Source organism: Brevundimonas sp. KH_058 (assembly GCF_057838505.1).
The window spans coordinates 935413-960648 of sequence record NZ_CM174469.1 but is presented as its reverse complement, the minus strand read 5'-3'; the positions used below and the strand labels follow the sequence as shown (position 1 = coordinate 960648).

At 66.0% G+C, this 25236-nt stretch carries 25 protein-coding genes; 15 read left to right on the top strand and 10 right to left on the bottom strand.

Annotated elements, in window-relative coordinates:
• Positions 1-47 precede the first annotated feature (47 nt).
• The 7 genes from AC3ISA_RS04530 to AC3ISA_RS04500 all read right to left on the bottom strand — a co-directional run bounded on the left by AC3ISA_RS04530 (position 48) and on the right by AC3ISA_RS04500 (position 6400).
• Positions 48-1067, bottom strand: coding sequence for a fumarylacetoacetate hydrolase family protein (locus AC3ISA_RS04530; RefSeq protein ID WP_489179522.1), 1020 nt, complete (start codon positions 1065-1067; stop codon positions 48-50).
• 43 nt (positions 1068-1110) lie between these two features.
• Positions 1111-1377, bottom strand: coding sequence for a hypothetical protein (locus tag AC3ISA_RS04525; protein WP_489179521.1), 267 nt, complete (start codon positions 1375-1377; stop codon positions 1111-1113).
• A 51-nt stretch (positions 1378-1428) separates the two neighbouring features.
• Positions 1429-1614 (bottom strand): hypothetical protein, encoded by a 186-nt coding sequence (locus AC3ISA_RS04520; protein ID WP_346497806.1) that lies wholly within the window; start codon positions 1612-1614, stop codon positions 1429-1431.
• Positions 1615-2727, bottom strand: a complete 1113-nt coding sequence (gene hppD, locus AC3ISA_RS04515; RefSeq protein WP_489179520.1) for a 4-hydroxyphenylpyruvate dioxygenase — start codon at positions 2725-2727, stop codon at positions 1615-1617. It abuts the gene before it with no gap.
• A 130-nt stretch (positions 2728-2857) separates the two neighbouring features.
• A complete protein-coding gene (locus AC3ISA_RS04510) occupies positions 2858-3973 on the bottom strand; it encodes a DUF5694 domain-containing protein (RefSeq protein WP_372692411.1) in 1116 nt (371 codons plus the stop codon).
• A 116-nt stretch (positions 3974-4089) separates the two neighbouring features.
• Complete coding sequence (locus tag AC3ISA_RS04505) at positions 4090-5682, bottom strand: hypothetical protein (RefSeq protein WP_489179519.1); 1593 nt, start codon at positions 5680-5682, stop codon at positions 4090-4092.
• Positions 5683-5764: 82 nt separating this feature from the next.
• Positions 5765-6400 carry an exopolysaccharide biosynthesis protein gene (locus AC3ISA_RS04500; protein WP_489179518.1) on the bottom strand — a complete coding sequence of 212 codons (636 nt, stop codon included), beginning with the start codon at positions 6398-6400 and terminating at the stop codon, positions 5765-5767.
• Between the two features lie 193 nt (positions 6401-6593).
• Here AC3ISA_RS04500 and AC3ISA_RS04495 point away from each other — a divergent pair, with 193 nt between their 5' ends.
• Genes AC3ISA_RS04495 through AC3ISA_RS04485 form a run of 3 tightly spaced genes read left to right on the top strand, consistent with a single transcriptional unit; the run spans position 6594 to position 8323 of the window.
• On the top strand, positions 6594-7169 hold the full coding sequence (locus AC3ISA_RS04495; protein WP_489179517.1) for a YqaA family protein: 576 nt from the start codon (positions 6594-6596) through the stop codon (positions 7167-7169).
• A 38-nt stretch (positions 7170-7207) separates the two neighbouring features.
• Entirely contained in the window at positions 7208-7753 is a 546-nt protein-coding gene (locus AC3ISA_RS04490; RefSeq protein ID WP_489179516.1) for a disulfide bond formation protein B, read from the top strand.
• A gap of 6 nt (positions 7754-7759) precedes the next feature.
• Positions 7760-8323, top strand: coding sequence for a demethoxyubiquinone hydroxylase family protein (locus AC3ISA_RS04485; RefSeq protein WP_489179515.1), 564 nt, complete (start codon positions 7760-7762; stop codon positions 8321-8323).
• Positions 8324-8498: 175 nt separating this feature from the next.
• Here the strand turns inward: AC3ISA_RS04485 and AC3ISA_RS04480 are convergent, their stop codons facing one another.
• Positions 8499-9701 (bottom strand): acetyl-CoA C-acyltransferase, encoded by a 1203-nt coding sequence (locus AC3ISA_RS04480; protein ID WP_489179514.1) that lies wholly within the window; start codon positions 9699-9701, stop codon positions 8499-8501.
• Between the two features lie 297 nt (positions 9702-9998).
• Entirely contained in the window at positions 9999-10907 is a 909-nt protein-coding gene (locus AC3ISA_RS04475) for an SDR family NAD(P)-dependent oxidoreductase (RefSeq protein WP_489179513.1), read from the bottom strand.
• Positions 10908-11061: 154 nt separating this feature from the next.
• Between AC3ISA_RS04475 and AC3ISA_RS04470 the strand changes: the two genes are divergently transcribed.
• The 6 genes from AC3ISA_RS04470 (at position 11062) to aguB (ending at position 18558) form a co-directional block, all read left to right on the top strand.
• Positions 11062-12216 (top strand): outer membrane beta-barrel protein, encoded by a 1155-nt coding sequence (locus AC3ISA_RS04470; RefSeq protein ID WP_489179512.1) that lies wholly within the window; start codon positions 11062-11064, stop codon positions 12214-12216.
• A gap of 7 nt (positions 12217-12223) precedes the next feature.
• Positions 12224-12514 carry a hypothetical protein gene (locus AC3ISA_RS04465; protein ID WP_489179511.1) on the top strand — a complete coding sequence of 97 codons (291 nt, stop codon included), beginning with the start codon at positions 12224-12226 and terminating at the stop codon, positions 12512-12514.
• Between the two features lie 272 nt (positions 12515-12786).
• The gene (locus tag AC3ISA_RS04460; protein ID WP_489179510.1) at positions 12787-13875 is read left to right on the top strand and encodes a capsular polysaccharide export protein, LipB/KpsS family; all 1089 of its coding nucleotides are present in this window, start codon (positions 12787-12789) and stop codon (positions 13873-13875) included.
• A 187-nt stretch (positions 13876-14062) separates the two neighbouring features.
• Complete coding sequence (locus AC3ISA_RS04455; protein WP_489179509.1) at positions 14063-16513, top strand: TonB-dependent receptor; 2451 nt, start codon at positions 14063-14065, stop codon at positions 16511-16513.
• Between the two features lie 165 nt (positions 16514-16678).
• On the top strand, positions 16679-17698 hold the full coding sequence (locus tag AC3ISA_RS04450; protein ID WP_489179508.1) for an agmatine deiminase family protein: 1020 nt from the start codon (positions 16679-16681) through the stop codon (positions 17696-17698).
• Positions 17695-18558, top strand: a complete 864-nt coding sequence (gene aguB / locus AC3ISA_RS04445; RefSeq protein WP_489179507.1) for an N-carbamoylputrescine amidase — start codon at positions 17695-17697, stop codon at positions 18556-18558. Before AC3ISA_RS04450 ends, aguB begins: the two co-directional genes overlap by 4 nt.
• Positions 18559-18588: 30 nt before the next feature.
• Here aguB and AC3ISA_RS04440 read toward each other — a convergent pair whose 3' ends face one another.
• Positions 18589-19329, bottom strand: a complete 741-nt coding sequence (locus AC3ISA_RS04440; protein WP_489179506.1) for an alpha/beta fold hydrolase — start codon at positions 19327-19329, stop codon at positions 18589-18591.
• 71 nt (positions 19330-19400) lie between these two features.
• Here AC3ISA_RS04440 and AC3ISA_RS04435 point away from each other — a divergent pair, with 71 nt between their 5' ends.
• From AC3ISA_RS04435 to rplT, 6 genes are all read left to right on the top strand, one after another.
• Positions 19401-20378, top strand: coding sequence for a glycosyltransferase family 9 protein (locus AC3ISA_RS04435; RefSeq protein ID WP_489179505.1), 978 nt, complete (start codon positions 19401-19403; stop codon positions 20376-20378).
• Between the two features lie 124 nt (positions 20379-20502).
• On the top strand, positions 20503-21024 hold the full coding sequence (gene infC, locus AC3ISA_RS04430) for a translation initiation factor IF-3 (protein ID WP_135193774.1): 522 nt from the start codon (positions 20503-20505) through the stop codon (positions 21022-21024).
• A gap of 1489 nt (positions 21025-22513) precedes the next feature.
• Positions 22514-23131, top strand: a complete 618-nt coding sequence (locus tag AC3ISA_RS04425) for an alpha/beta hydrolase family protein (protein ID WP_489179504.1) — start codon at positions 22514-22516, stop codon at positions 23129-23131.
• Positions 23132-23159: 28 nt separating this feature from the next.
• Positions 23160-24461 (top strand): MFS transporter, encoded by a 1302-nt coding sequence (locus AC3ISA_RS04420; protein ID WP_489179503.1) that lies wholly within the window; start codon positions 23160-23162, stop codon positions 24459-24461.
• A gap of 162 nt (positions 24462-24623) precedes the next feature.
• Positions 24624-24821 carry a 50S ribosomal protein L35 gene (rpmI, locus tag AC3ISA_RS04415; protein WP_135193772.1) on the top strand — a complete coding sequence of 66 codons (198 nt, stop codon included), beginning with the start codon at positions 24624-24626 and terminating at the stop codon, positions 24819-24821.
• Between the two features lie 55 nt (positions 24822-24876).
• On the top strand, positions 24877-25230 hold the full coding sequence (gene rplT / locus AC3ISA_RS04410) for a 50S ribosomal protein L20 (RefSeq protein WP_159848990.1): 354 nt from the start codon (positions 24877-24879) through the stop codon (positions 25228-25230).
• Positions 25231-25236 lie beyond the last annotated feature (6 nt).

Sequence of the window (25236 nt, the reverse complement as noted above, 5' to 3'; positions counted from 1 at the left end):
AGGACTTTGCGGCCTCCCCCGAGGCTGACGCCATCAATCTAGCGCTGTCATTCTGCGCTGGAAAGCGGGCCGACCGTCTGTTCGATGGCGCCGAAGATCGAGTGGTGACGGTCGTCCAGCATCTCGATCCGCACCGTGTCGCCGTGCTTGAGGAAGGGGGTCTCGGCGGCGCCGCGCAGGATCGTCTCGACCGTGCGGACCTCGGCGATGCAGCTGTAGCCCAGGCCGCCTTCCGACACCGGCTTGCCGGGGCCGCCGTCGGCGTCCTTGTTGGACACAGTGCCCGATCCGATGATGGTCCCGGCGCCCAGCGACCGGGTCTTGGCCAGGTGAGCGATCAGGGTTCCGAAGTCGAAGGTCATGTCCACGCCGGCGTCGGCCTTGCCGAAGTCCTGATCGTTCAGCTGGACGTTCAGCGCGCCGTGCAGCTTGCCGTCCTGCCACCGGTCGCCCAGGGCCTGCGGCGTGACCAGGACCGGCGACAGGGCGCTGGCGGGCTTGGACTGGACGAAGCCGAACCCCTTGGCCAGTTCGGCGGGGATCAGGTTGCGCAGGCTCACGTCGTTGACCAGGCCGACCAGGCGGATGGCGGCCAGGGCCTGTTCGCGCGTCGCGCCTTGCGCCACGTCGCCGACGACCACGACGATCTCGGCTTCGAGGTCGCAGCCCCAGGCTTCGTCGGCCAGCGGGATGGGATCACGCGGCGCCAGGAAGCTGTCGGAGCCGCCCTGATACATCAGCGGATCGGTCCAGAAGGTCTCGGGCATTTCGGCCCCGCGCGCGCGGCGCACAAGCTCGACGTGGTTCACATAGGCCGAGCCGTCCGCCCACTGATAGGCGCGGGGCAGGGGCGATGCGGCGTCCCGCTCGTGGAAGCGACCGCGCGGCACGCCCTCGTGTTCCAGACTTTCGGCCAGGGCCTCAAGCCGGGGCCCGCACTGGTCCCAGTCGTCCAGCGCCGCCTGCAGCGTCGGGGCGATCAGGAAGGCGTCGGTGAACCAGTTCAGGTCCTGCGAGACGACGACGAGGCGGCCATCGCGGCCGTGCTTGAGCGAGGCGAGTTTCATGAGCAAGGCCTAGACCGGATTTGCGATGTTGGGAACGGCGGAATCAGTCGGCGGCCGTCAGCAGGGCGCGCGCCTCGGCGCCGGTGCGGGCGGCGCGGTCGCGGACCTCGACCTCGACGACGACGCCGCCTTCCGGCTCGACGGCCCAGAGGTAGCGGCGCTCGACCTCGACCGTGCGGCCGGACGGGGCGAAGCCTTCGTAGCTGTCGCCCCAGGGGGTGATCTTCTTCAGCTCGACGAAGGTTATGGCGCAGGCGGCGTCCAGCTCCTCCTGGGCCATCACGGTCAGTTCGTCGTCGGTTGCAGGCATGGGCGTGTCAGTCTGAACGAAGGGAGTGAGGAGAGATGCGGCGCGACCGCGTCACCCCCGGTGGTGCAGCCGCTTCCACACCTGATAGCCGACGATGGGGGCGAAGCCGCAGAGGAGGGCGGCGATCAGGACCATCCAGAAGCCGCCGCCCAGCCAGTATTCGCCGGCCAGGGCCCCGGCGCCGGCCGCGAGGACCGGGCCGAGCCAGGGCAGCCAGGCGGGCGGCCGCATCTGCATTCAGGCGTCGACCTTGATGACGCCGCGACGAATCTGGTCCAGCTCGATGGAGTCGAACAGGGCCTGGAAGTTGCCGTTGCCAAAGCCCTCGTTGCCCTTCCTCTGAATGATCTCGAAGAAGATCGGGCCGAAGGTGTCCTGGGTGAAGATCTGCAGCAGCAGGCCGTCCTCGTCCGAGCCGTCGATCAGGATGCGGTTCTTGCGCATCCGCGCCACGTCGTGCCCGTGGTTGGGCAGGCGTTTGTCGATCAGTTCGAAATAGGTCTCGACGGTGTCCTGGAAGTCGACGCCGCGTTCGCGCATGGCCTCGACCGTCTCGAAGATGTTCTCGGTGGTCAGGGCGATGTGCTGAATGCCCTCGCCGTTGTAGCGACGCAGGAACTCCTCGATCTGGGAGTTGTCGTCCTGGCTCTCGTTCAGGGGGATGCGGATGGCGCGGTCGGGCGCGATCATGGCCTGTGAGAACAGGCCGGTGGCCTTGCCCTTGATATCGAAATACTTCTGCTCTTCGAAGTTGAAGACCGAGCCGTAGAAGCCGGACCAGGTGCGCATCTCGCCGCGACGCACGTTGTGGGTCAGGTGATCCAGGATTTCGAGGCCCATCGAATTCTTGCGCTCGGATTCCTCCCAGCCCTCGATCTCGTCCCAGGTGTCATACAGCGAACCGGCGTCGCCATACTGGTCGATGACGTAGAGCAGGCTGCCGCCGATGCCTTCGAGGATATAGGGGTAGTCTGCGCCCAGGGCGCCGCCGTTGACGCCCTGGGCCGGCTTGGCGCCGCGCTCGACTGCGCCCTCATAGGCGGCCTTGGCGTCGGCGGTGCGGAAGGCCATGCCGTTGGCGGACGGGCCGTGATCCTTGGCGAAGGTCGCGGCCTGGCTCTCCGGACGATCCTGGGGCTTGCGATGAACCAGGAAGCTGATGTCGCCCTGCTTCAGGCGGACCACGTCGGTCCTGGGGTTCACATGCGTCTGGGTGAAGCCCATCAGCTCCAGGCGCGAGATCATCGCCTTGGGCTCAGGGCCGGTGAATTCGACGAACTCGAAACCGTCGACGCCGAGGGGGTTTTCAAGGTCGATCTGTTCGACTTGGGCTTGGGTCATGTCGTTCATGGCGCGTCTCCCGCGTAATCTTGCTGGCGGTCTCGCCGCCGATTGGCGCGGAACCTAGTCACAGAAGACGACGGAGCCAAGACGAAGCCACGGGGACGTGATGAACAGCGCCCCGCAGCGCCGCATGCGATCAGCGCAGGACGGGTTCGGGATCGACCAGCCGGACGTCGTGCATCTGGTCCAGATAGGCTTCGTAGTAGCCCTTGTGCGCCGCGCCCACGATGGTCAGCATCCGCGTGCCGGGATAGCGACCCAGCACATCGCGTATGTTCGCCACCATCCGCAGATTCCGCGTTTCCCAGAAGCCGAGATAAATGCGGCCAAAGGCTTGTGGCGAGGGTTCCACCAACGTGGCCCCGAAATCGGATCGATAGGCCATCGCCGGAGCGTCCGGCGCATTATAGGCGCGGTACATCTGAAGGACGCCGTCGGGCTGGTCCAGGCCGGCGCTGAGACGGACGTCCTGCGCCCGACGGGCTGTGCTGGCGGGATTGTCCCAGGCGCCCATGATGGCGTCCTCGTTGGCCTTCTTCTCCACCGGGTCCGTCGGGTCCGGCGTGTCGGCGGAGTGATCGTCGACGCTCCACAGCCGCTCCAGTCCCAGCCGCGCCGCCAGAGGGGCGGAGATGAGATAGGTTTCGTTCGACCGATCCTTGATCCGGTTCAGCATTGCGACAAGGGCCTCGTTTAGCCCATCGCTCGCGATCCGGTCCTCGGGGGAAAGTCGAAGCCACTGGACCAGGGCCGATCCGCGCTCGCCGGCCGCCAGGAAAACACCCGCCAGATGACGCCGCTGGGCCGCTGTGGGTTGGACGGGCCATGCCGCCAGAAGCCGTTCGGCCTCGGCGTTGGCGGCGGGCACGTCCAAGCCGGTCGCCAAGGCGGCGGGGGCGGGATCCCAGCAATAGGTCTCGACTGTCTCGGCATAGCGCGCCGGATAGCGACGCAGGCTGTCGCACTGCAGACCCGACAGGTCTTCCGTCGCAATAGCGGTGGGTTTCCAGGCCGCCAGCCGGTCCAACAGGGGCGACAAGCTCTCGGCCTTGAAGCCGTCGCCGAGGTTCGACAGGTGGGGCGTGCCCAGCACCAACACCTCGTTCAGCGCGCCGGCGGGCGGCCCCTTCAACTGATCGGGATGGAAGGACTGGCGATAATCCTGAGCGGCGGCTGGCAGCGCGGCCGTCAGCAGGACGCCGACGCCAAGTGCGGCGAGTAGGGTGCGCGAGGAACGAAGATGCAAAGCCATGACACGCCGTGAAAGAAACCTGAGAAAGATCGACCGCCGGTCGACCATTTCACCTTTCAACGGATGTCGGCCTGGCACCCGTTAAATCTTGGACATTTATGGCGGCGCTTGCACCGTCAGACGGGTCGCGCCTTCATATCCGGCATCGCATCCACGGCCCAGACGTCCGGGGCTTGAAGCGGGGCCTTGCAGACGGCCTCGACGGTCTTGCCGTCCGACAGTCGGTAACGGACCGGCAGGTTTTCGGCGCATCGGGCCTGGACGGCCTGGAAGACGCCCTGACTGTTCGACATGGGGTCCAGATCTTCGATCGCGACGACGACGGGATCGCCAGACAGGGCGCCGCATCGATCGCCGGAGTCCAGCTTGATCCGGCCGTTATCGATTGAAAAGCCGCCCTGGCCGCCACAGTTCTGATCGACCATGTGGAAAAGGGCGGCCTGGCGAAGGTCACGCGGGCTGGGCCTATCGACCAGGGTGACGCCGAGGGCGGCCAGGCGCGTCTGGATGCCAGCCCAGCGTTCCGGACCCGGACCGTCCAGCAGGACGGCTACGGCGGTGTCTGGCGTCAGGCGGTTGCGGAAGTCCGCCACCCCATAGCCGTCTCCCGCGCGACCGGACTGAAGGATGGCTTTCCAGGTGTCGAAGATGTCTGTGCGGTCATCGGAGGCGCGGCGGGTCTCCAGGTCCGCGATCCACTGCACGACAACGCCGCAGTTGTAGATGGCGTTTGCAGTGCGCAAGCGCTGCTCGGCGTCAGCGCGGTCGCTCAGGGCGGCGCGGCAGCCGTTCAGCCGTCGCGCCAGCGAGGTCTTCAACTGGGCCTCGTCGATCGTTCCCGTGGACAGGGCGGCGATCAATGCGCCGTATTCGGCTCCGCCCTCATGCAGCCACGGCGCGCTGGCGCCGTCCTTGGTCGTCACCGCATGGCTGTTCCACAGGTGCAGCGTCTCGTGCCACACGAAGGTCGAGAGCTGTTCGGTCACATCGAGCGGGGGCGCGGACCAGTCCGAGCCGTGAAAGCGCAGGGAGATGACGCCATTGTCGGTCACATCGCCCCGAAACGTCGTCGGGCCGGGGCTGTCGGTAGTGACGATCAGGGTCGGCGCATAGGGCAGATCGCGGCCGAGACGAGCGCCATAGAATCCCTGGGCCGCTAGAAATCCATCTCTCATCGCAGTCCGTAGGGACGCAGGAACGGTATCCCCGACGACGACCACGCCGCCGTCATCCTGTGTCACGGCCGACGTCGGTCCGACATAGACGTAGCTTTGGATCGCGTTGGTTTGAGGCGTGACGGTTTCACCGTCGGCGGCCCTCACGGTCAGTTCGGCGTCCATGTCCTTCAGCGCCAGCGCGGGTCCGTAAAGGCTCTGGCCCGATCCGACCCGCACCAGCCCAATATAGACGCGGTCCACCTCGGCCGCGTCGGGGGCGATAAGGATGTCGAAAGCATCGAACGGCCTGTCGGACCTCACGACGCCGTCCGAGAGCGACAGGCCCGGTGTTCTGACCGTCCAGAGGGTGCGGACGATTTCCTGATCCAGGAAGGCGACCTCGTTCGTCAGCTGGGCAAGCTTCCAGGTCACCAGAACGCCGCCCGGCGCGGTGCGGGCCTCGATCGTCGCGGCCTGCTGGGCAAAGGCCGGGGCGGCGGCTCCGAAAGCGAGGCCGAGGGCGGCGACAAGGCCGATCAGATTCGAGGTCAAATGTTCAGGCTCCCACGATCAAGCGTGAGCATACTGGCCAGAACAACTAGGGCGATTTGACGGCGAATCTTTCAAGGTTGCGTCAGCCCGGCAGCCAGCGCGTCGCCCATTCGGCGCCCATCAGCAGGCCGGTCGCCAGCACGCCCAGGATCGTCAGCCAGACGGTGGTGACGGTGGCGCCGGCGAGGACGAACAGGCCGTCGCGCTGGATCAGGCCGACCGACAGCAGGGCCAGGGCGACCGACGGGATGGTGTTGGTCAGGGGCATGACGATGGTCAGGGTGGCCAGGATCATGAAGACGGCCGCCAGCTTCTCACCCGGCCCGTCGGCGAAGCGGCGCAGGCGGGGGCGCGACAGGCGGTCGATCCAGCCCAGTTTCGTCTCGGCGAAATCGGCCATGGCCTTCAGCCAGACGCCCTTGCAGCGCAGGTTCAGGAACCAGCGCGGCAGCCACGGCTCCTCGCGCCCGACCAGCATCTGGCCCGCCAGCAGGATGACGATCAGTCCGACGACTTGCGGCACGCCGTAGAGGCCGGGCACCAGGCACGGGATGGAGAGGAGCAGGATCAGCAGCCCATAGGCGCGCTCGTCCAGCCGGTCGCGGATCTCGTGCAGGGTCAGGCCCGCGTCGCCGCCGTCGTCCGCCAGCCGCCGCAAGAGGCGGGTGACGTTATGGCTGACATCGTCCTGTTTTCCGGGGGAGAGGGTGGGCGTCATGCGATCCGATTAGGGGGTTGAAGCACAGACTGCGAGCGGTGCGATGTCGCACAATCCCCGCATGGCGGCGGATGTTCCCGTCGACCTTGCCGCCCAGGCTTGTTTTGGGGACTTGTCGTGCTCGCGGCGCGCCGCGAGACCGTGACGGCGCCGCCCGGCGTTGCTAGGGACGACGTTCGTCTCGGGGATTTTCATGCTTCGCCAGCTTTACGACCGCGTCTTCGATCTGGCGCGCAGCCGCCATGCGACGAAGGCCCTGGCCGTCGTGTCGTTCGCCGAGAGCTCGTTCTTTCCCATTCCGCCCGACGTGATGCTGGCGCCGATGATCCTGGCGCGGCCGGAGAAGGCCTATTTCTACGCCGCCGTCTGCACCGTCGCTTCGGTGCTGGGCGGTATACTGGGCTATGCGATCGGCTATTTCCTGACCGACGTGGGTCTGGCGATGATGCGGCTGCTGGGCCATTCGGACGGGCTGGCGCAGTTCCGCGCCTGGTTCGAGCAGTGGGGGTTGTGGGTCATACTGATCAAGGGGCTGACGCCGATCCCCTACAAGCTGGTGACCATCGCCTCGGGCCTGGCGGCGTTCAGCTTTCCGGTCTTCATCGCGGCGTCGGTAGCGACGCGCGGGGGGCGGTTCTTCCTGGAGGCGTGGATCCTGAAACGCTGGGGTCCGGCCATGCTGGCGCAGGTGGAAAAGCGGTTGGCGCTGTGGAGCGTGATCGGTCTGATTGTCCTGGTCGGATTGATCGTCGCGGTGAAGCTTCTGTAAGTCGACGGGGCGGTCGGGGCGGAGTAAGACCTTTCGGGATGATCGACGCCTATCGCCTTCTGACCCGTTGGTGGACCGCCTTCGCCCTGGCCGCGTCGTTGGCCATGCTGGGCGCGGCCCATGCGTTTCAACGGTTCGGCGGGCTTGAGCCCTGCAACCTGTGCCTCAAGCAGCGCGAGGCCTATTGGGGCGCGGCGGCGGTGGCGGTGGTCGCCACGGCCTGGACCCTGATCAGCGGCAGCCGGCGGGGAACCCCGCGCATCGCCGCCTTCCTGCTGGCCGCCGTCTTCGCCACCGGGGCCGTGACGGCCATCTTCCACATGGGGGGCGAATACAGGTGGTGGGCCTTGCCCGCGACCTGTTCGTCGGTCGGCGGGTCTGTTGATATGGACAGTCTGACGGCGCTGGCCATGGGCACGGGGCCGGTAGTCAAGGTGATCGGTTGCGGCGATGTGGCCTGGAGCTGGCTGGGCCTGTCGATGGCCGGATGGAACGCCATCGTCGCCTCGGCGCTTGCGGTGTTCAGCCTGCTTGCCGCCAAACGCCCCAAGGACGCCCGTGCCCCCCGTATCGAGAAGGCCTGACCTGACATGAGCGGCTCCATTCCTCTTCCTCGTCCTGGACGCGGCGCCGACAAGGCGCGGATGGACGAGATCCTGCGGGTCGATCACGCCGGGGAATACGCCGCCGTCCTGATCTATCGCGCGCAGAAGGCGGTGTTCGAGGGGCGCAAGGGCAGGGGCGAGATCGCCCGTGACCTCGGCGAGATGCAGGACCAGGAGGCGGTGCATCTGGCGCGTTTCGACCGGCTGCTGAACGAGCGGCGGGTACGGCCGACGGTGATGACGCCCCTGTGGCGGATCGCCGCCTCGGCCCTGGGCGCCGGCACGGCCCTGATGGGCGAGAAGGCGGCGCACGCCTGCACCGAGGCGGTCGAGAGCGTCATCGAGAAACACTATGCCGACCAGATCGCCGAAATTGGCGACCGCGACCCGGCCCTGGCGGCTGAACTGAAACAGTTCCGCGACGAGGAACTCGCGCACCACGACCACGCCATCGAGCACGGCAGCCGCGAGGCGCCGGCCTATCGGCTGCTGAGCGGGGTGATCAGGGCGGGATGCAAGGCGGCGATCAAGGTCAGCGAACGGGTTTAGCTTTCTTTCGTCATCCTCCGGCAAGCCGCTTGCGGCGCAGACCGGGGGACCTAGCGGCGCGCGAGAGCGCGAACCTGTCGCGAGAACGAATCTTGCCGCATCGTGCGGCGGACGCATCGCCTTCGGCGCCGCTGGGTCCCCCGGTTCCGCTTCGCGGCCCGGAGGATGACGAAAATCAGTAAATCTCGAACAGCCCGGCCGCGCCCATGCCGCCGCCGATGCACATGGTGACGACGCCGTATTTGGCGCCGCGTCGCTTGCCTTCGATCAGGACGTGGCCGGTCATGCGGGCGCCGGACATGCCATAGGGGTGGCCGATGGAGATGGCGCCGCCCGACACGTTCAGCAGTTCGTCGGGGATGCCCAGCGTGTCGCGGCAATGGAGCACCTGGACCGCGAAGGCCTCGTTAAGCTCCCAGATGCCGATGTCGTCGACCGTCAGGCCGTGGCGTTTCAGCAGTTTGGGCACCGCATAGACCGGGCCGATGCCCATCTCGTCCGGCTCGCAGCCGGCGACGGCCATGCCGCGATAGACGCCCAGCGGCTGAAGATTGCGCTTCACCGCCTCGCCGGCCTCCATGATGACGCAGGCCGAGGCGCCGTCCGACAGTTGCGAGGCGTTGCCGGCGGTGATGAACTCGCCCTGCTGGATTTCCTCGCCGGCGCCGAACACTGGCTTCAGCGACTTGAGGCCTTCCAGCGTCGTATCGGGCCGGTTGCCCTCATCCTTCGAAAGGGTGACTTCCTTGGAAGAGGTCTCGCCGGTCGCCTTGTCCGTGACCAGCATGGAGGTGGTCATAGGCACGATCTCGGCGTCGAGCCGGCCTTCGGCTTGGGCGGCGGCCGTGCGCTGCTGGGACTGGAGGGCGTATTCGTCCTGGCGGTCGCGGTCGATGCCATAGCGCCGGGCCACGACCTCGGCCGTCTCCAACATCGACATATACATGTGGGGCGCCAGCTTCAGCAGGGCCTCGTCCTTGCCGCGGTACAGGTTCATGTGCTGGTTCTGGACCAGGGAGATGCTTTCCAGCCCGCCGCCGACCGCCATCTTCTGCTGGTCGAAGACCACCTGTTTGGCCGCCGTGGCGATGCCCATCAGGCCCGAGGCGCACTGGCGGTCCAGGCTCATGCCGGGGACGGTCGAGGGCAGGCCGGCGGCCAGGGCGATCTGGCGCGCCACGTTCGTGCCGGTCGAGCCCTGTTGCAGGGCCGCGCCCATGACGACATCCTCGATCTCGGCCGGATCGACGCCGGCACGGGCCACGGCGTGTTTCACCGCATGGGCGCCCAGCTGCTGGGCCTGGGTGTCGTTGAAGGCCCCGCGATAGGCCCGGCCGATCGGGGTGCGGGCGGTGGAGACGATGACGGCTTCGCGCATGAGCTTTCCTCCTGGGGCTATCGCCCTTCGGGCTACTTGAGCCCATTTGTGTTTGGCCTATCGCGCTTTGCGCTGCTTGAGGCCGGTTTCCTCTGGAAGGAAGTTAGGCGCCTGACCCCACGTCAACGCAACCCTCTCCCGGCGGGAGAGGGCTTGAGCACACGGCAGCGTCAGCCGTCGTCCTTGTGCGAAAGGGTGAGGGGTTAGGCTGTGCGACGCGATTGACACGTACCCCCCCCCCTCATCCGGCCCTACGGGCCACCTTCTCCCCATGGGAGAAGGGGCAGGATCAGATCGTCAGCCTCCGTGCGCTTTTTGGGCCTTGGTCAGTTCGATCATGCCTTGGGCCGCACCTATCTCGGGGACGATCTCTCCGGCGCGGTCCGATATGGCGTCGAAGCGGGCGGCGACCTGTTCGGGCGCATCCTCGCCGGTGACGAACGCTCCTTGCGTCAAGGTGACATAGGCGCGTTCGAACCCGCCTGCGCCGGCGGCCAGGATGGCGCGGCTGGGGGCGTCCTGACTGACCAGATACAGAAGGCCCGGCGTCACCAGGGCAGGGGACAGGGCCTCCAGCGGCAGGGCGGCGCCCAGGTCCTCGGTCATGCGGGTGTGGGCGGTGGGCGCCAGGCAGTTGACGCGGATGTCGTTCTTGGCCCCCTCGATGGACAGCGTCTGCATCAGACCGACCAGGGCCATCTTGGCTGCGCCATAGTTCGACTGGCCGAAGTTGCCGTACAGGCCCGACGACGAGGTGGTCATCACGATGCGGCCGTAGTTCTGCCCCCGCATGATCTCCCACACCGCCTTGGTGCAGTTGACCGCCCCCATCAGGTGGACATCGACGACGAAGCGGAAATCCTCGATCTCCATCTTGGCGAAGGTCTTGTCGCGCAGGACGCCGGCGTTGTTGACCAGAATGTCGATCCGGCCCCATTTCGCCATCGCCTGACCGACCATGGCCTGGACCGCCGCGAAGTCGGTGACGGACGCCGCATTGGCGATGGCCTCGCCGCCCGCCGCCTCGATTTCGGCCACGACCGCCTCGGCGGCGCCGGCTGATCCGCCTGAGCCGTCGCGCGCGCCGCCCAGGTCGTTGACCACCACCTTGGCCCCCCGCGCCGCCAGCGCCAAAGCGTGCTCGCGCCCCAGCCCGCCGCCGGCCCCCGTCACGATCGCCACCTGTCCGTCGAACCGCATCGCCATAATCTATTCCTTTCGCAGGCGCCCAATGTGTTGAAACGGCGCCACAGTCGACACAATCCTAATCCGAGAGCGGAACCGGACGCCAGCCATGCCGTTCGGCTCGGGAACGCTGTGCCAATGCGCAGCTTCGCGCAATTCACACAGTGAGGAAGCTATGAAGCTCAAACTTCTCGCCTCTGTCGCCGCAGCCGGGCTGTTCGCAGCCGGAGCCGCATCGGCAGAACCCAATGGTTGGTACGGGGCGGTCGACGCCGGTTATCAATGGATCGACGAAATCAACGCCGAGTCGTCCACGACCGGCGCGTCGTGGAACTATGAAGTCAACGACGGCTGGGCGGCGTTTGCCCGTCTCGGCTACCGCTTCAATCCCAACTGGCGTGCGGAACTCGAAGGCGGCTATCGCTCGGGCGATGTCGGCACCGTTCGCGCCGTTTCGGGCACGCAGGGCCTTTGCAACTTCACCCCGGCGACGGGCGGTTGCTTCTCTCCTGAAGGCGACATCGAATCCGTCACCCTGATGGCGAACGTCATCTATGATTTCGGTTACGAAGCCTGGGGCATCCGTCCCTTCGTCGGCCTCGGCGCTGGTGTGAACCGCGTCAAGACGGACTTGACGGGCAACCTGCGCGCCAACCGTGGCGCGACCTTCACGGCCGATGACGACTCGACCAAGTTCGCCGCTCAGGCGATCGCTGGTCTGGCCTGGGCTGTGGGCGACCGCACCAATATCGACCTGACCTACCGCTATCTGACGGGCGACGCTGGTTTCGCCTCGACGACGGTCGGCACGGGCGTCGGCGCCACGCAGTTCGGCGAATGGGACGGCGACTACGATCAGTCGCACACCGTGACCCTGGGTCTGCGCTACAGCTTCGGTGCGGAAGATGCACCGCCGCCGCCGCCGCCCCCGCCCCCGCCGCCCCCGCCGCCTCCTCCGCCGCCGCCGCCTCCGCCGCCGGTCGCTCAGACCCCGGTCGCTCGCCAGTTCGTGGTTTACTTCGACTGGGATCGCTCGGACCTGACCGCAGAAGCCCGTTCGGTGGTGACGCAGGCTGCCAACTACGCCAAGTCGGGTCGTCCGACGCGCGTCGTGATCGTCGGCTACACCGACACCTCGGGTTCGGCCGCCTATAACCTGGGTCTGTCCAACCGCCGTTCGCGCACCGTCGCGGACTCGCTGGTTGCTGCAGGCGTCAACGGCGGCGTCATCGCCCTCGACGGCAAGGGCGAAACCAACCTGGCCAAGCCGACCGCCGACGGTGTGCGTGAACCGCTCAACCGCCGCGCGACCATCGACATCAACTTCTAAGATCTACGTGGAAGCCGGTCTGGATTTCCAGACCGGCGACCTGTGGTTCATGGAAATCATTGATTTCGAAGTATCGAGCCGTCGTCGCCATCAAGGTGGCGGCGGCTTTGATGTTAAAAAGCCTCGCTTCACGATCGGTGTCGGTAAACCGCTACATCGCCGCCGATTTCGGTTGATCGTCTCCGATTGCCGCGACAAAAGAGCGATAATGATGCTCGTCCGTAAACGCCCTGATTGTGCCGAGTTTCTGGTGTTGCGGTTTCCAGCTATTGGGTCGCGCCCGATCGGGGCGGCGTAATGGTTGAGTTGCGCTCTTCTTCCCGATTGCTTTCGGCCCGCCGTCGCCGCCGCTATCGGCTTCGCGCCGAGCTGACCCGCCCGGATGCGCATGTGCGTTCGCGCGGTCCGCAAACCGCGACATCTGCGGTTGTTTCTTCATTTCCGACATCCGTCCGGCGCAGCGACGTCGGCTTGGCAGGCCGAAGCTTTCTGATCGTTTCCGCTCCGTTCGGATCCTTCGGTACGGCGCTGGCTTCTGTTCTTGAGGGGCGAGGGGCGACCGTCAGCCGCATGATCTTCAACGCCGGCGACGCCATGAATTGGCGACGGCCCGGACGCCTGGTGTTCAAGGCCGATCCCCAGGCGTGGGCCGATGGGTTTTCCGAGCTTGCTTCGCGTTTCACCGACATCATCGTGTTCGGCGAAGCCGGACCGTACAACAAGGCCGTCCTGACAGCTGCAGAGACCCTGTCCTCACGCGTGTGGGTCCTGGAAAACGGCTATTTCCGACCCGACTGGGTGACGGTGGAGCGTAACGGCGTCAATGGCTCCAGCGCCTTGCCGCGGTTCCGCGACGGCTATCCCGAGCCTGCGCCCCGCCTGCCAGAGCCTGTGGCGGTCGGCAAGATACTGCCTCACCACGTGGCCAACATCAGCGCTTATCACGCCGCCCAGATCATCGGCGGCGCGCTGTTCCCCCATTATGCCGCGCCCTATGTCTTCTCGCCGCTGAAACAGTGCGTCGGCCATATCCGTCGCTATGTCAGTCTGGCCTTCCGCAGGGCCGAGAACTGCGACGCCGATGTCATAAAGGCGCGGGGAGACTTCTTCATCGCCTGCCTGCAGCGCGAGGGCGACGCCCAGCTTCTGCAGTATTCGCGCTACGCCGACAACCGCGCCTTCCTGACGGCGGTCATCGCCAGCTTCGCCGCCAGGGCGCCCGCTGGCGCGCGGCTTGTGGTCAAGAACCATCCGCTGGATCCGGGTCTTGTGAACCTGCGGGCCGTGACGCTTCGTCTGGCCGAGGCGCACGGGTTGGCCGGCCGTGTCGATTTCATCGATGGCGGCAATCTGGCCGCCCTGTGTCGCGCATCGCAGGGCATGGTGGTCAACAACTCCAGCGCCGCCCTGTCCGCGCTGGGCTTCCACACGCCCGTCAAGGTCATGGGCGACGCCTTCTTCGATTTCGACGGCCTGACCGACCAGCAGCCGATCGACGCCTTCTGGTCTGCGCCCCAGGCGCCCGACACCGCGCTGTTCACCCGCTTCCGCGCCCATGTGATCGCCCAGAGCCAGGTGAACGGCAACTTCCACGAGCCCCACGCCATCCTGCCCACGGCGCGTGGAATTGCGGACGTGTTCGAGCGCGTATCGGGCTGACGGCACGCTGAAATGGGTGGCTCGTCATCAAGTGTGGCGCCGAGACCACTCCTCTGGCCTTGTCATTTCTCTGTCACATAACTGTCGTCCCAGGGTTCAACATGAGTCCTAGAGGGGGCTGGATTGCGACAGGCGATGGCCGTCTGCCGCCCAGGCCATTGGCGCCGTCCATCTGGGGATAGATGTAATGAACAACCGCAAAAGCCTGATCTGGGCGACCACCGCCCTTGTAGGCTCGCTCGCCTTCGTCGGCGCCGCCTCCGCCCAATCGACCGGTACGGAAGCCGTTGAAGTCCAGGAAGTCGTCGTCACCGGCGCTCGCGGCCCGCGCACAATCGACGGCGCCATCGTCGCCGAAACCGTCGGCAAGAGCCGCTCGACGATCACCCAGGAGTTCATCTCGACCCAGGCAGCCGGTCAGTCGATCAACGAGATCCTGAACCTGGTTCCGGGCATGAGCTTCACCAACAACGACGCCTACGGCTCGTCCGGCGGCAATATCCGTCTGCACGGCTTTGACGGCCCGCGCATTTCGCAGACCTTCGACGGTATGCCGTTGAATGACTCGGGCAACTATTCGCTCTACTCGAACCAGCAACTGGACAGCGAGCTGATCGGTTCGGCTTCGGTCAACACCGGCACGACCGACGTTGACTCGCCGACGGCCTCGGCGTCAGGCGGCACCATCAATATGTCGTCGATCGCCGTCCCCTCAGAGTTCGGCGGCCGCGTTATCGGTTCGTTGGGTGACAACGCTTTCCGTCGCGTTTTCGCTCAACTGAACACCGGCGAGGTCGGTCCCTTCGGCACCCGCGCATGGTTCGCCTACTCTGACCAATCGTATGACAAATACAAGGGTCAGGGCGACCTCAACAAGACCCAGTACAACTTCAAGGTCTTCCAGCCGATCCGCGACAACGGCGACTTCGTCTCGCTGGCCGGTCACTGGAACCGCAACCGCAACAACAACTACGCCGACCTGCAACTGCAGCGTAATGCGGACGGCTCGGCCAGTCTGGCCAACGGTGTGACCTGGAACAGCGACTTCGACAACAACTACACCGCCCCGACCTACCGTAACGGCTTGGCCGATGTCGATGGCAACAGCAACCGCTACTGGGCTCTGCGTCAGAACCCGTCGGACACCGGCAACATTCGCGCTCAATCGCGTTTCACCCTGGCCGACAACCTGATCTTCACCTTCGACCCGTCGTTCCAGTACACTCTGGCGACCGGTGGTTCGGGTCAGTTCGTCCTGTCGGAAACTGATCGCACGATCCGCGGGTCCAAAACCACGGGCGGCGTCGACCTGAATGGCGACGGCGACATCTTGGACAGCGTGCGCGTTCACTCGACGAACAATACGCACACCCAGCGTTACGGCATCAGCTCCTCTCTGATCTGGAAGCTGTCGGACACGCAGACCCTGCGCGCCGCCTACACGCTCGACGACGCCCGTCACCGCCAGACGGGTCTGAACAGCAAGATCGATTTCTCGAACCCGACGTCGCCGCGCTTCTTCGACGCCTTCGCCGGTCTGCGCGACGAAGGTCACCGCATCGTCAATCTGGACGGTTATGAGATTCGCTCGCGCGACCGCCTGTCGTCGGCCATCCTGAACCAGTTCGCCGTCGAATATGTCGGTCGCTTCCTGGATGACTCGGTCCGCGTGAACCTTGGCCTCCGCGCGCCCTTCTTCAAACGTGAGCTGAACCAGAACTGCTATTCGCAATCCAAGAGCAGTTCGGTTGTCTGCGGCACTGAAACCGCTGTCAGGCAGGCAGACGGCACCTTCAAGCTGGGCACGCGTACCGCGAGCTACCTCGCGCCGTACTCGCGCGAAGTCGAGTTCGACGACATCCTGCCGAACGTCAACGTCAGCTGGAACTTCTCGGGCCCTCACTCGGTCTATGGTTCGTTCGCCCAGTCGCTGACCCTGCCGCGCACCGACAACCTGTACACCGTCTTCTTCGACACCGCCGGCAACATCACCTCGCCGATCACGGAGCCGGAAAAGACCACGACCTACGACTTCGGCTATCGCTACCAGACGGGCACCCTGATCGCCTCGGCCAACGCTTGGTACACCAAGTTCGACAACCGGATTGTGTCGCGTTTCGACCAGGACCTGGGCGTTTCATTCGACTCGAACGTGGGCAACGTCGACCTGTACGGCTTCGACTCGCAAATCGGCTGGTCGCCGGTTGAAGGTCTGTCGCTGTACGCCACAGCTTCGTACACGGACTCGGAAATCGCTAACGACTATCTGGACGGCACCACCATCGTCCGTACCGGCGGCAAGTCTCTGACGGAAACCCCGGACTGGACCTTCGGTGGTCGCGTCCAGTACGAAACCGGCCCGCTGCAAGTCGGCGCTCAGGTCAAGTACACGGGCGAGCGTTTTGTCACCGACGAAAACGACCTGTACACCGAGGCCTATACGGTCGTGAACGCTGACGCCAAGTTCGACTTGGGCTACTTCGGCTACAAGAACTCAAGCGCGGCCCTGCGCGTGGTCAACCTGCTGGACGAAGAATATTTCGGCTCGATCTCGGGCGCCAGGAACGCGTCGAGCAGCACCTTTGCCTTCCGCGGCGCGCCGCGGACGATCCAAGCGACCGTGACCTACGCCTTCTAAGGCTTAGCTAAACTGAAACGAAGAAGGGCGGTCCGTTCGCGGGCCGCCCTTTTTCTTTGGTGTATTGGCCCGGCGTTGAAGTCGGGGGCGGGAGGGGCCATATGGCGCGGCTCGCGTTTCGTCCCCGGATATTCCGCCGGAACTCCAGACAGGATCAGTTCGCCGATGACCGCCGCCATCTCCGCTCCCATCCCTGCCGAATGGGCTCCGCACCGCGCCATGTGGGTGGGCTGGCCCAGCCATGCGGAATACTGGTTCGAGACGCTGGAGCAGGCGCAGGATGAGGTCGAGGGGCTGGTACGGGCGCTGGCGGGGCCCGGGCGTGAGCAGGTCAGGCTGATGGTCGGCAAGGCCGATGTGCTGGCGGACGCCCAGTCGCGCTTTGAGGACGTGGAGAATGTCGAGGTTGTGGCCGGCGAGTTCGGCGACATCTGGCTGCGTGACACAGGCCCGATCTTCGGAGTGGGGTCCATGACGGCGGCTGCGTTCAAGTTCAACGGCTGGGGCGGGAAATACGACATGCCGGGCGACGACCTGGTCGCCGGCCAGATCGGTGAGCATTCGGGCGTGGCCCTGACGTGGAACGACTTCGTCATGGAGGGCGGATCGCTGGATCACGACGGGGAGGGGACGGTCCTGACGACGCGCCAATGCCTGTTGAACCCGAACCGCAACCCGGCCTGGAACCAGGACGAAGCGGTCGCGACCGCTGAACTGGAAAAGGCCATAGCGGCCAAAGCCGTGCTGTGGCTGGGCGACGGTTTGCTGAACGACCACACCGACGGCCATGTCGACAACCTGGCGCGGTTCGTCGCGCCGGGCGTGGTGGCCTGCCCGGTCGCCTGGGGCCGCAACGACCCGAACGCCGAGGTCTATGATGCCACCGCGCGCGATCTGTCGGCCATGACCGACGCTGCTGGGCGAACGCTCCGTGTGCTGAGGATCCCGTCGCCGGGCCTGGTCCTGGACGAGGACGAACGGCCGATCCCGGCCAGCCACATGAACTTCCTGATCGCCAACGGCGCCGTCGTGGTGCCGACCTATGGCGACGACGAGGCCGCGCGTTTCGCCTGCGAAGCCCTGGCGACCGCCTTTCCCGATCGCGAGATCATCCCGCTGCCGTCGATGGCCATTCTGACCGGCGGCGGCTCGTTTCACTGCATCTCCCAGCAGGAGCCCGCATGACCCGCACCATCACCGTCGCCGGCATCCAGACCTCGTACGGCGAGGACATGCAGGCGAATATCGCCAAGACCATCGACTTCGTGCGCGAGGCGGCGGGCAAGGGCGCGCAGGTGATCCTGCCGTCGGAGCTGTTCCAGGGGCCGTATTTCTGCGTCTCGCAGGAGGAGCACTGGTTCACCCAGGCCTATGCGTGGCGCGAGCATCCGTGCGTCACCGCCCTGTCGCCGGTGGCCAAGGAACTGGGCGTGGCCATTCCGGTCTCGATCTTCGAGAAGGACGGGCCGCAGTATTACAACTCGCTGGTCATGCTGGATGCGGACGGCGAGGCGCTGGGGATCTATCGCAAGAGCCATATCCCCGACGGCCCCGGCTATCAGGAGAAGTATTATTTCCGGCCGGGCGACACGGGCTTCAAGGTCTGGAACACCCGGTTCGGCAAGGTCGGGGTCGGAATCTGCTGGGATCAGTGGTTCCCGGAAGCGGCGCGGGCGATGATGCTGATGGGCGCAGACGTCCTGATGTATCCGACCGCCATCGGCACCGAGCCGCATGATGCGGATCTGCACACGGCCGAGCCCTGGCGCCGGGCGATGCAGGGGCACGCCGTGTCCAACGCCGTGCCCGTGGTCGGCGCCAACCGCATCGGGCACGAGACGGTGACGGACGTGGGCCAAACTTTCTACGGCCATTCCTTCATCGCCGATCAGCGTGGCGATCTGGTCGAGAGCCTGGGCGCCGAGGAGGAGGGGGTGCTGGTCCACCGCTTCGACCTGGATGCGCTGGACAAGTATCGCGCCGCCTGGGGCTTCTTCCGGGATCGCCGGACGGATCTGTATGGGGCGCTGACGGGTAAGGGTTGACCCGATCCTCCCCCGTAAACGGGGGAGGATCTAGCTCCGCATCGCCTCCACGGCCGCGACCAGCCGGTCGAGGTCGGTCGGCGTTGAAAGCCGGTGGTCCCCGCCTTCGATCAGGTCGAGCCGCACGTCGCCGCCGGTCAGCCGCTCGACCAGTTCGACCTGATGGCGCCAGGGCACCACGTCGTCGGCGCGGCCCTGGAGGATGTGGATCGGCGTCGCGATGTCGATGAGGCCGTCCAGCAGCAGCCAGTCGCGCGCCTCCTCGAACATGCGGCGGGTCAGGACATATTCGCCCAGCCCCTCCTCGACGATCAGGGTCTCGCCCTCGCGCAGGATGGCCTGGCGCTCGTGGTCGGCGAGGCCGGGCCACATTAAGCGTTCGGTGAAGTCTTGGGCCGGGTTGATCAGGGCCAGCCCCTTGATCCGTTCCGGCCGCGCCAGGGTCGCCAGCAGCGACACCCAGCCGCCCATCGACGATCCTACCGGGATGACCGGCCCCGACAGGCTGTCGATCAGGGCGATGGCGTCCTCGCGCCAGCGGCCGATGGTGGCTTGGCGCCAGTCGCCGGAAGATTGGCCATGGGCGAAATGGTCGTAGCGGATGAAGTTCCAGCCGCGGTCGCGCGCCGCAGCGTCCAGCGCCAGAGCCTTGGTCCCCTCCATGTCCGAGCGGAAGCCGCCGACCCAGATCACGGTCGGGCCGTCGCCCTCGATGTGGCGGAAGGCGAGGGTTTCGCCATCGGGGCGGGACAGGTGCTGGATGTCGGTCATGGAGCCGTTTTGCCCGGACTTTCCGCCGCCGTCACCCTTGACCGCGACGCGGGATGGCGGAACACAGGCCCATGTCCTCGCCCCAAGTTCTGTTCGTCACCTCCAACCGCATCGGCGACTGCGTCATCTCGTCGGGGGTGATCCGAGAGATCGCGCGCCAGGTACCGGGGGCGCAAATCACCGCCGCCTGCGGCCGGCCGCCCGCACCCTTTTTCCGCAATGCGCCGGGCGTGGTGCGGACCATCGTGCTCGACAAGAAGAAGATGTCCGGCCACTGGCTCGACCTGTGGAAACAGGTCGTCGGCACGCGCTGGGATCTGGTCATCGACATCCGGGGTTCGGCGCTGAGCTATCTGGTCCCGGCCAAACGTCGCATCGTCTATAATCGGTCTTGGGAGACCGGTCTGCGCAAGGTCGAGATGGTGTCGCGCCTGATGGGGTCGACGACGCCGCTGGATCCTGAAATCTTCCTGGACGATCAGGCGCGCGCCGAGGCCGCCGCCGTCATCGATCCGCAGCTGGCGGGCGGGGCCGGTCCCGGCCGGATCATTGCGCTCGCCCCCATCGCGCATCAGCCGGGCAAGAGCTGGCCCGCCGACCGCTGGGGCGCCCTGGTCGAGAAGCTGAAGGCCGAACCGCGTTTCGACGGCTGGCGCTTCATGCCCGTGGGCGGGCCGGGCGACCGGCCGCCGGCGACCCCGGCGCTGGAGGCCGCCGGGCATGCCGAGCAAGGGGGGCGCGGCATCGACTTCGTCGGTAAGGGCGACATTCTCGCGTCGGCCGCCGCCATCGACCGGGCGGATCTGTTCGTCGGCAATGACTCAGGCCTGATGCACGTCTCGGCGGCGCTGGGTCGGCCGACGCTGGGCCTGTTCGGGCCGACCGAGTGGTGGCTGTACGGTCCGTGGGGGCCGAAGACGCGCACGGCGGCGTCGAACGAGACGCGCGGCCAGTTCGCGCCCATCGAGGACCTGAGCGTGGATCATGTGTTCGAGGCGGTGCTGGCGCTGCATGACGCCTATATCGGCGCCGCGCCCGTGAAGCCTTGAAAAACCGGCCTTCCGGGCGCATATTGCGGCCTTGAGGGGAACGTGGCGCAAGCTGCGCCATTCTGCTTATCAAGACACACGCCTTCTCTGACCACATAAGGAAACGACGCCCATTCGCCGTCCCATGCAAGCGCCACCCGTGAAAGACGGGCCGCGTATGAACCAGGATATCCGCGCCCCTCGCGTTCTGCTCATCGACCAGAACGGCGAGAAACAGGGCGTCATGCCCACCTCTTCCGCGCTCGAAGCCGCCGAAGAAGCCGGGATGGACCTGGTCGAGATCGTCTCCACCTCCGAGCCGCCGGTGGTCAAGATCCTCGATTACGGCAAGCACCGTTTCCAGGAGCAGAAGAAGAAGGCCGAGCAGCGCAAGCGCCAGAAGGTCGTCGAGCTCAAGGAAATCAAGCTGCGCCCCAACATCGACACCCACGACTACGAGGTGAAGACCAAGGCCATGCACCGCTTCTTCGACGAGGGCGACAAGGTCAAGGTCACGCTTCGCTTCCGCGGTCGCGAGATGGCGCACCCCGAACTGGGCATGAAGCTGCTGAACAAGGTCCAGGCCGATTTCGACGAAATCGCCAAGGTCGAGTTCTCGCCCAAGATGGAAGGCCGCCAGATGATCATGATCCTGGCCCCGCGCTGATCGCGATCCATCGCTGAATACGAAACGCCCCGGTCGCAGGACCGGGGCGTTTTTCGTTGGCGCATCCGCCGCTTGCGTCGCTCCCTGTCTTCTGGTTGAGCTTCACCGTGGATGGGGGAGTTCATGCTGAAGTCTGTTCTGTCGGGATTGGTCCTGACCGTGTTGAGCGTCGTCGCCCTGGGCGGCGTCGTGGTTTCCGGCGCTCAGGCGCAAGGCGCTCCGCCGTCGCTCGATGTCTATGCCGCGTCGCCCACGGTCGAGCTAATGGCGCTATCCCCCAGCGGCGACTTGATCGCGCGCATCGTCGTGACGGGCGAGCAGCGTGCAATCGCCGTCACCCATATGAATACGGCGCAGCATGTCTTCGCCTCGTCCATCGGCGAGGCCAAGGTGCGCGATCTGCGCTGGATCGGCGAAGGCAAGGTGCTGATCATCAGCTCCCAGACGCGGGCCATCCATCTTTTGGGCGTGCCCAGGTCCGAGCTCTATTTCGGCATGATTCTCGATCTGGAAACGCAGAAGCTGACCCGCGTGCTGGATCGCACGCAGGATGTTCTGCCGGTTCTTTATGGCGGCGCATCGGTTCGCGAGACCGACCAGGGGCCGACGCTGTTCGTGCGCGGCTTCAACGTCGAAACGGGACAGTCCGATCTGCACAGGGTCGATCTGAGTTCCGGTCGCGGGCGCTCGGTCGTGCCGATGGATCGGGAAACGGACGACTATGTGCTGGACGGCGACGGCGTCGTGATCGCCACCGCGCGCTATGTCGAGCGCAGCGGGCGCTGGACCATGATGCTGCCGAACGGCCGCCGGTTCCGCGAGGCCTGGACGACCAATGCCCCCGTCGACACGCCGACGTTCCTGGGCATGGGTCGCACGCCGCGCACGGTGGTGATCAGCGCGGATCGACCCGATCTGGCCGCCGCCGATCCCGAATCCGAGACGCCCGCCAATCTGTTCGAGGTCAATGTCGATACCGGCGAGTGGACAAAACTGCCGTTCGCGCATCACCCGGACGCGCTGTGGCACCATCCCAAGACCCGTCTTCTGATCGGCGGCTCTCGGGTCGAGGAGGACGGCGTGCGCTATGAGTTCATCGACCCGACCTCGGCCAGCCGGTGGCGTTCTATCGAGCGCGCGTTCGAGGGCAAGGCGCCGCAGCTGGTGTCATGGAGCGCGGACCAGAAACGCATCCTGGTCTTCAGCGACATCGGCGAATCCGGCCTCTATCAGCTGGTGGATTTCGACCGTCGCACCGCCGACGCCCTGGCCTTCACCTATCCCGACATACCGCCGGAACAGGTCGGCGCCGTTCGACATGTCACCTATGACGCCGCCGACGGCCTGAAGATTCCTGGCTATCTGACCTTGCCGCCCGGTGTTCAGACGCCCGAGCAACTGCCCCTGATCGTGCTGGCGCACGGCGGGCCGGCGTCGCGCGATGTGATGGGGTTCGACTGGTGGGCCCAGGCTCTGGCCTCGCGCGGCTATGCGGTGCTTCAGCCCAACTTCCGCGGGTCGGAAGGGGTACACGCGCGCCTTTCTGGAGGCGGGATACGGCGAATGGGGTCGCAAGATGCAGACGGACCTGTCCGACGGCGTGCGCTGGCTGACCGAACAGGGCATCGTCGATCCCGACCGGGTCTGCATCGTCGGCGCCAGCTACGGCGGTTACGCCGCCATGGCGGGACTGACGCTGGATCGGGGCGTCTATCGCTGCGCCGTCGCCGTCGCCGGCGTCTCCGACCTGCGCCGCATGGTGAACTGGGAAGCCCGCCAAGAAAGGAGTCAGAATAACCAGACGGTCCGATACTGGAACCGGTTCATGGGCGCCGCGCGCCTGAACGACCGGGCGCTGGATGCGCTGTCGCCCGCCTATCTGGCCGACATGATCGACAAGCCGCTGCTGCTGATCCACGGGCGCGACGATACGGTGGTGGCGATCGAACAGAGCCGCGTCATGGCCGAGGCGATGCGTCGGGCTGGCAAGCCGGTCGAACTGATCGAGCTTGAGGGCGAGGATCACTGGCTGTCGCGCGCCGACACCCGCCAGCAGATGCTGCGTGAGACGGTGCGGTTTCTGGAGGCGAACAATCCGGCTCGCTAGCGACGGAATGCCGCGCTAAGCCTTGGCCATGACCGCGACCTCCACGACCCCGCCCAAGCTGAAGACCCCGGCGCTGGCCGTGTTGTTCGCCACGGTGTTCATCAACCTGGTCGGGTTCGGGCTGGTGGTGCCGCTGCTGCCCTTCTTCGCCCAGAGCCTGAAGGCCGAGGCGTGGCAGATCACCCTGATGTTCTCGGCCTATTCGCTGGGTCAGTTCTTCGCAGAGCCGTTCTGGGGGCGGCTGTCGGATCGGATCGGGCGCAAGCCGGTGCTGCTGATCACCCTGATCGCCAATGCGCTGGGCTATCTGATGCTGGCCTTCGTGCCCAACATCTGGCTGGCCATCGCGGTTCGCCTGTTCACCGGTCTGGGGGCGGGCAATATCTCGACGGTCCAGGGCTATGTCGCCGATGTGACGCCGCCGGAACAGAGGGCGGGGCGGATGGGGCTGATCGGGGCGGCGTTCGGCCTGGGCTTCATCGTCGGGCCGGGCCTGGGCGGACTGCTGACCCAGCCGCAGCTGGGGCGTCTTGGATACCAGCTGCCGATTTTCCTGGCGGCGGCCTTGGCGGCCTTGGCGGCGGTGGGCGTGGTCGTCTTCCTGCGCGAGAGCCGGGCCAAGGCCGATCCCGCCGCACCGCGCCCGCCCTTCCTGGCGGGGCTGAAAGACGCACGCGACAACGATGTGGTGTCGCGGGTGCTGATCGTGACCCTGATCTATATGGCCGGGTTTTCGGCGATGGAGAGCGTGTTCGGCCTGTGGGCCGAGAGCCGCTATCAATGGGGGGCGCGCGAAGTGGGCCTCAGCTTCATGATCGTGGGCATCGTCTCGACCCTGAACCAGGGATTCTTCGCCGGAAAGTTGGCGCGACGGTTCGGCGAATCGCGCGTGCTGGCGGTCGGCATGCTGCTGTTCGGAAGCTCGCTGGTGCTTCAGGTGCTGGCGCCCGTCGCCTGGTTCCCGGCGACCCGGCTGGAACTGGGCGCCCTGTCCATTCCCATCGTCCAGGGCTGGGTCATTCCGATGGTCATGGCGGTGGGGGCGTGCGGCATGTCCCTGGCCATGCCCAATATCTCGGCCATGATCAGCCGCGCCTCGCCGCCCGACCGGCAGGGGGCCATGCTGGGCCTGAACATGGCGTCCAGCTCGGTGGCGCGCATCTTCGGGCCGATGATCGCGGGCGCGCTGTTCTCGGGCCTGGGGCACGACTGGCCCTTCCTGGTCGGGGCGCTGCTGACCATCCCGGCGGCGGTCATGGCGATCAACGCCGGGCGGGCGATCCGGCGGGGTCAGGTCGCGGCGGATGCGCCGGCCAAGTCCTTGACCTGACTCACATCTTGCGTCGCCGGACGTCTTCGCCTACAAGCCGCGCCTTCGCGTACCGAACCGCCGGGCGAACAGGCATGCCTGGGCGGTTCTTAAACTCTGAGGAAGCACCACCCCACGGCTCAAGCAGCCCGAAGGCGGCAGCCCCTCAAATAGGAGATTGAAATGCCGAAACTGAAGACGAAGTCGGGCGCCAAAAAGCGCTTCAAATTCACGGCCACGGGCAAGGTGAAGTCGGGCGTTGCGGGCAAGCGTCACCGCTTGATCAGCCACAACTCGAAATACATCCGTCAAAACCGTGGCACCAAGGTCATGGCCGACGCCGACGCCAAGAAGATCAAATCCTACATGCCGTACGCCTGATCGGCGCGCGCTGTACGACTGATCTCCATCCCAAAGAATTTGAAGGAATAGCGACATGGCTCGCGTTAAACGTGGCGTAACCTCGCACGCCAAGCACAAGAAGGTTCTGGAACAGGCCAAGGGCTTTTCCGGCCGCCGCAAGAACACCATCCGTACGGCCAAGGCCGCCGTCGACCGCGCCGGGCAATACGCCTATCGCGACCGTCGCACCAAGAAGCGCAACTTCCGCGCCCTGTGGATCCAGCGCATCAACGCCGCCGCCCGTCTGGAAGGCTTCACCTACAGCCAGTTCATCAACGGACTGAACAAGGCCGGCATCGAACTGGACCGCAAGGTCCTGGCCTCGATCGCCGCCGACGCGACCGGCTTCAAGGCCGTCGCCGACAAGGTCCGCGCCGCTCTGGCTTAAGCCACA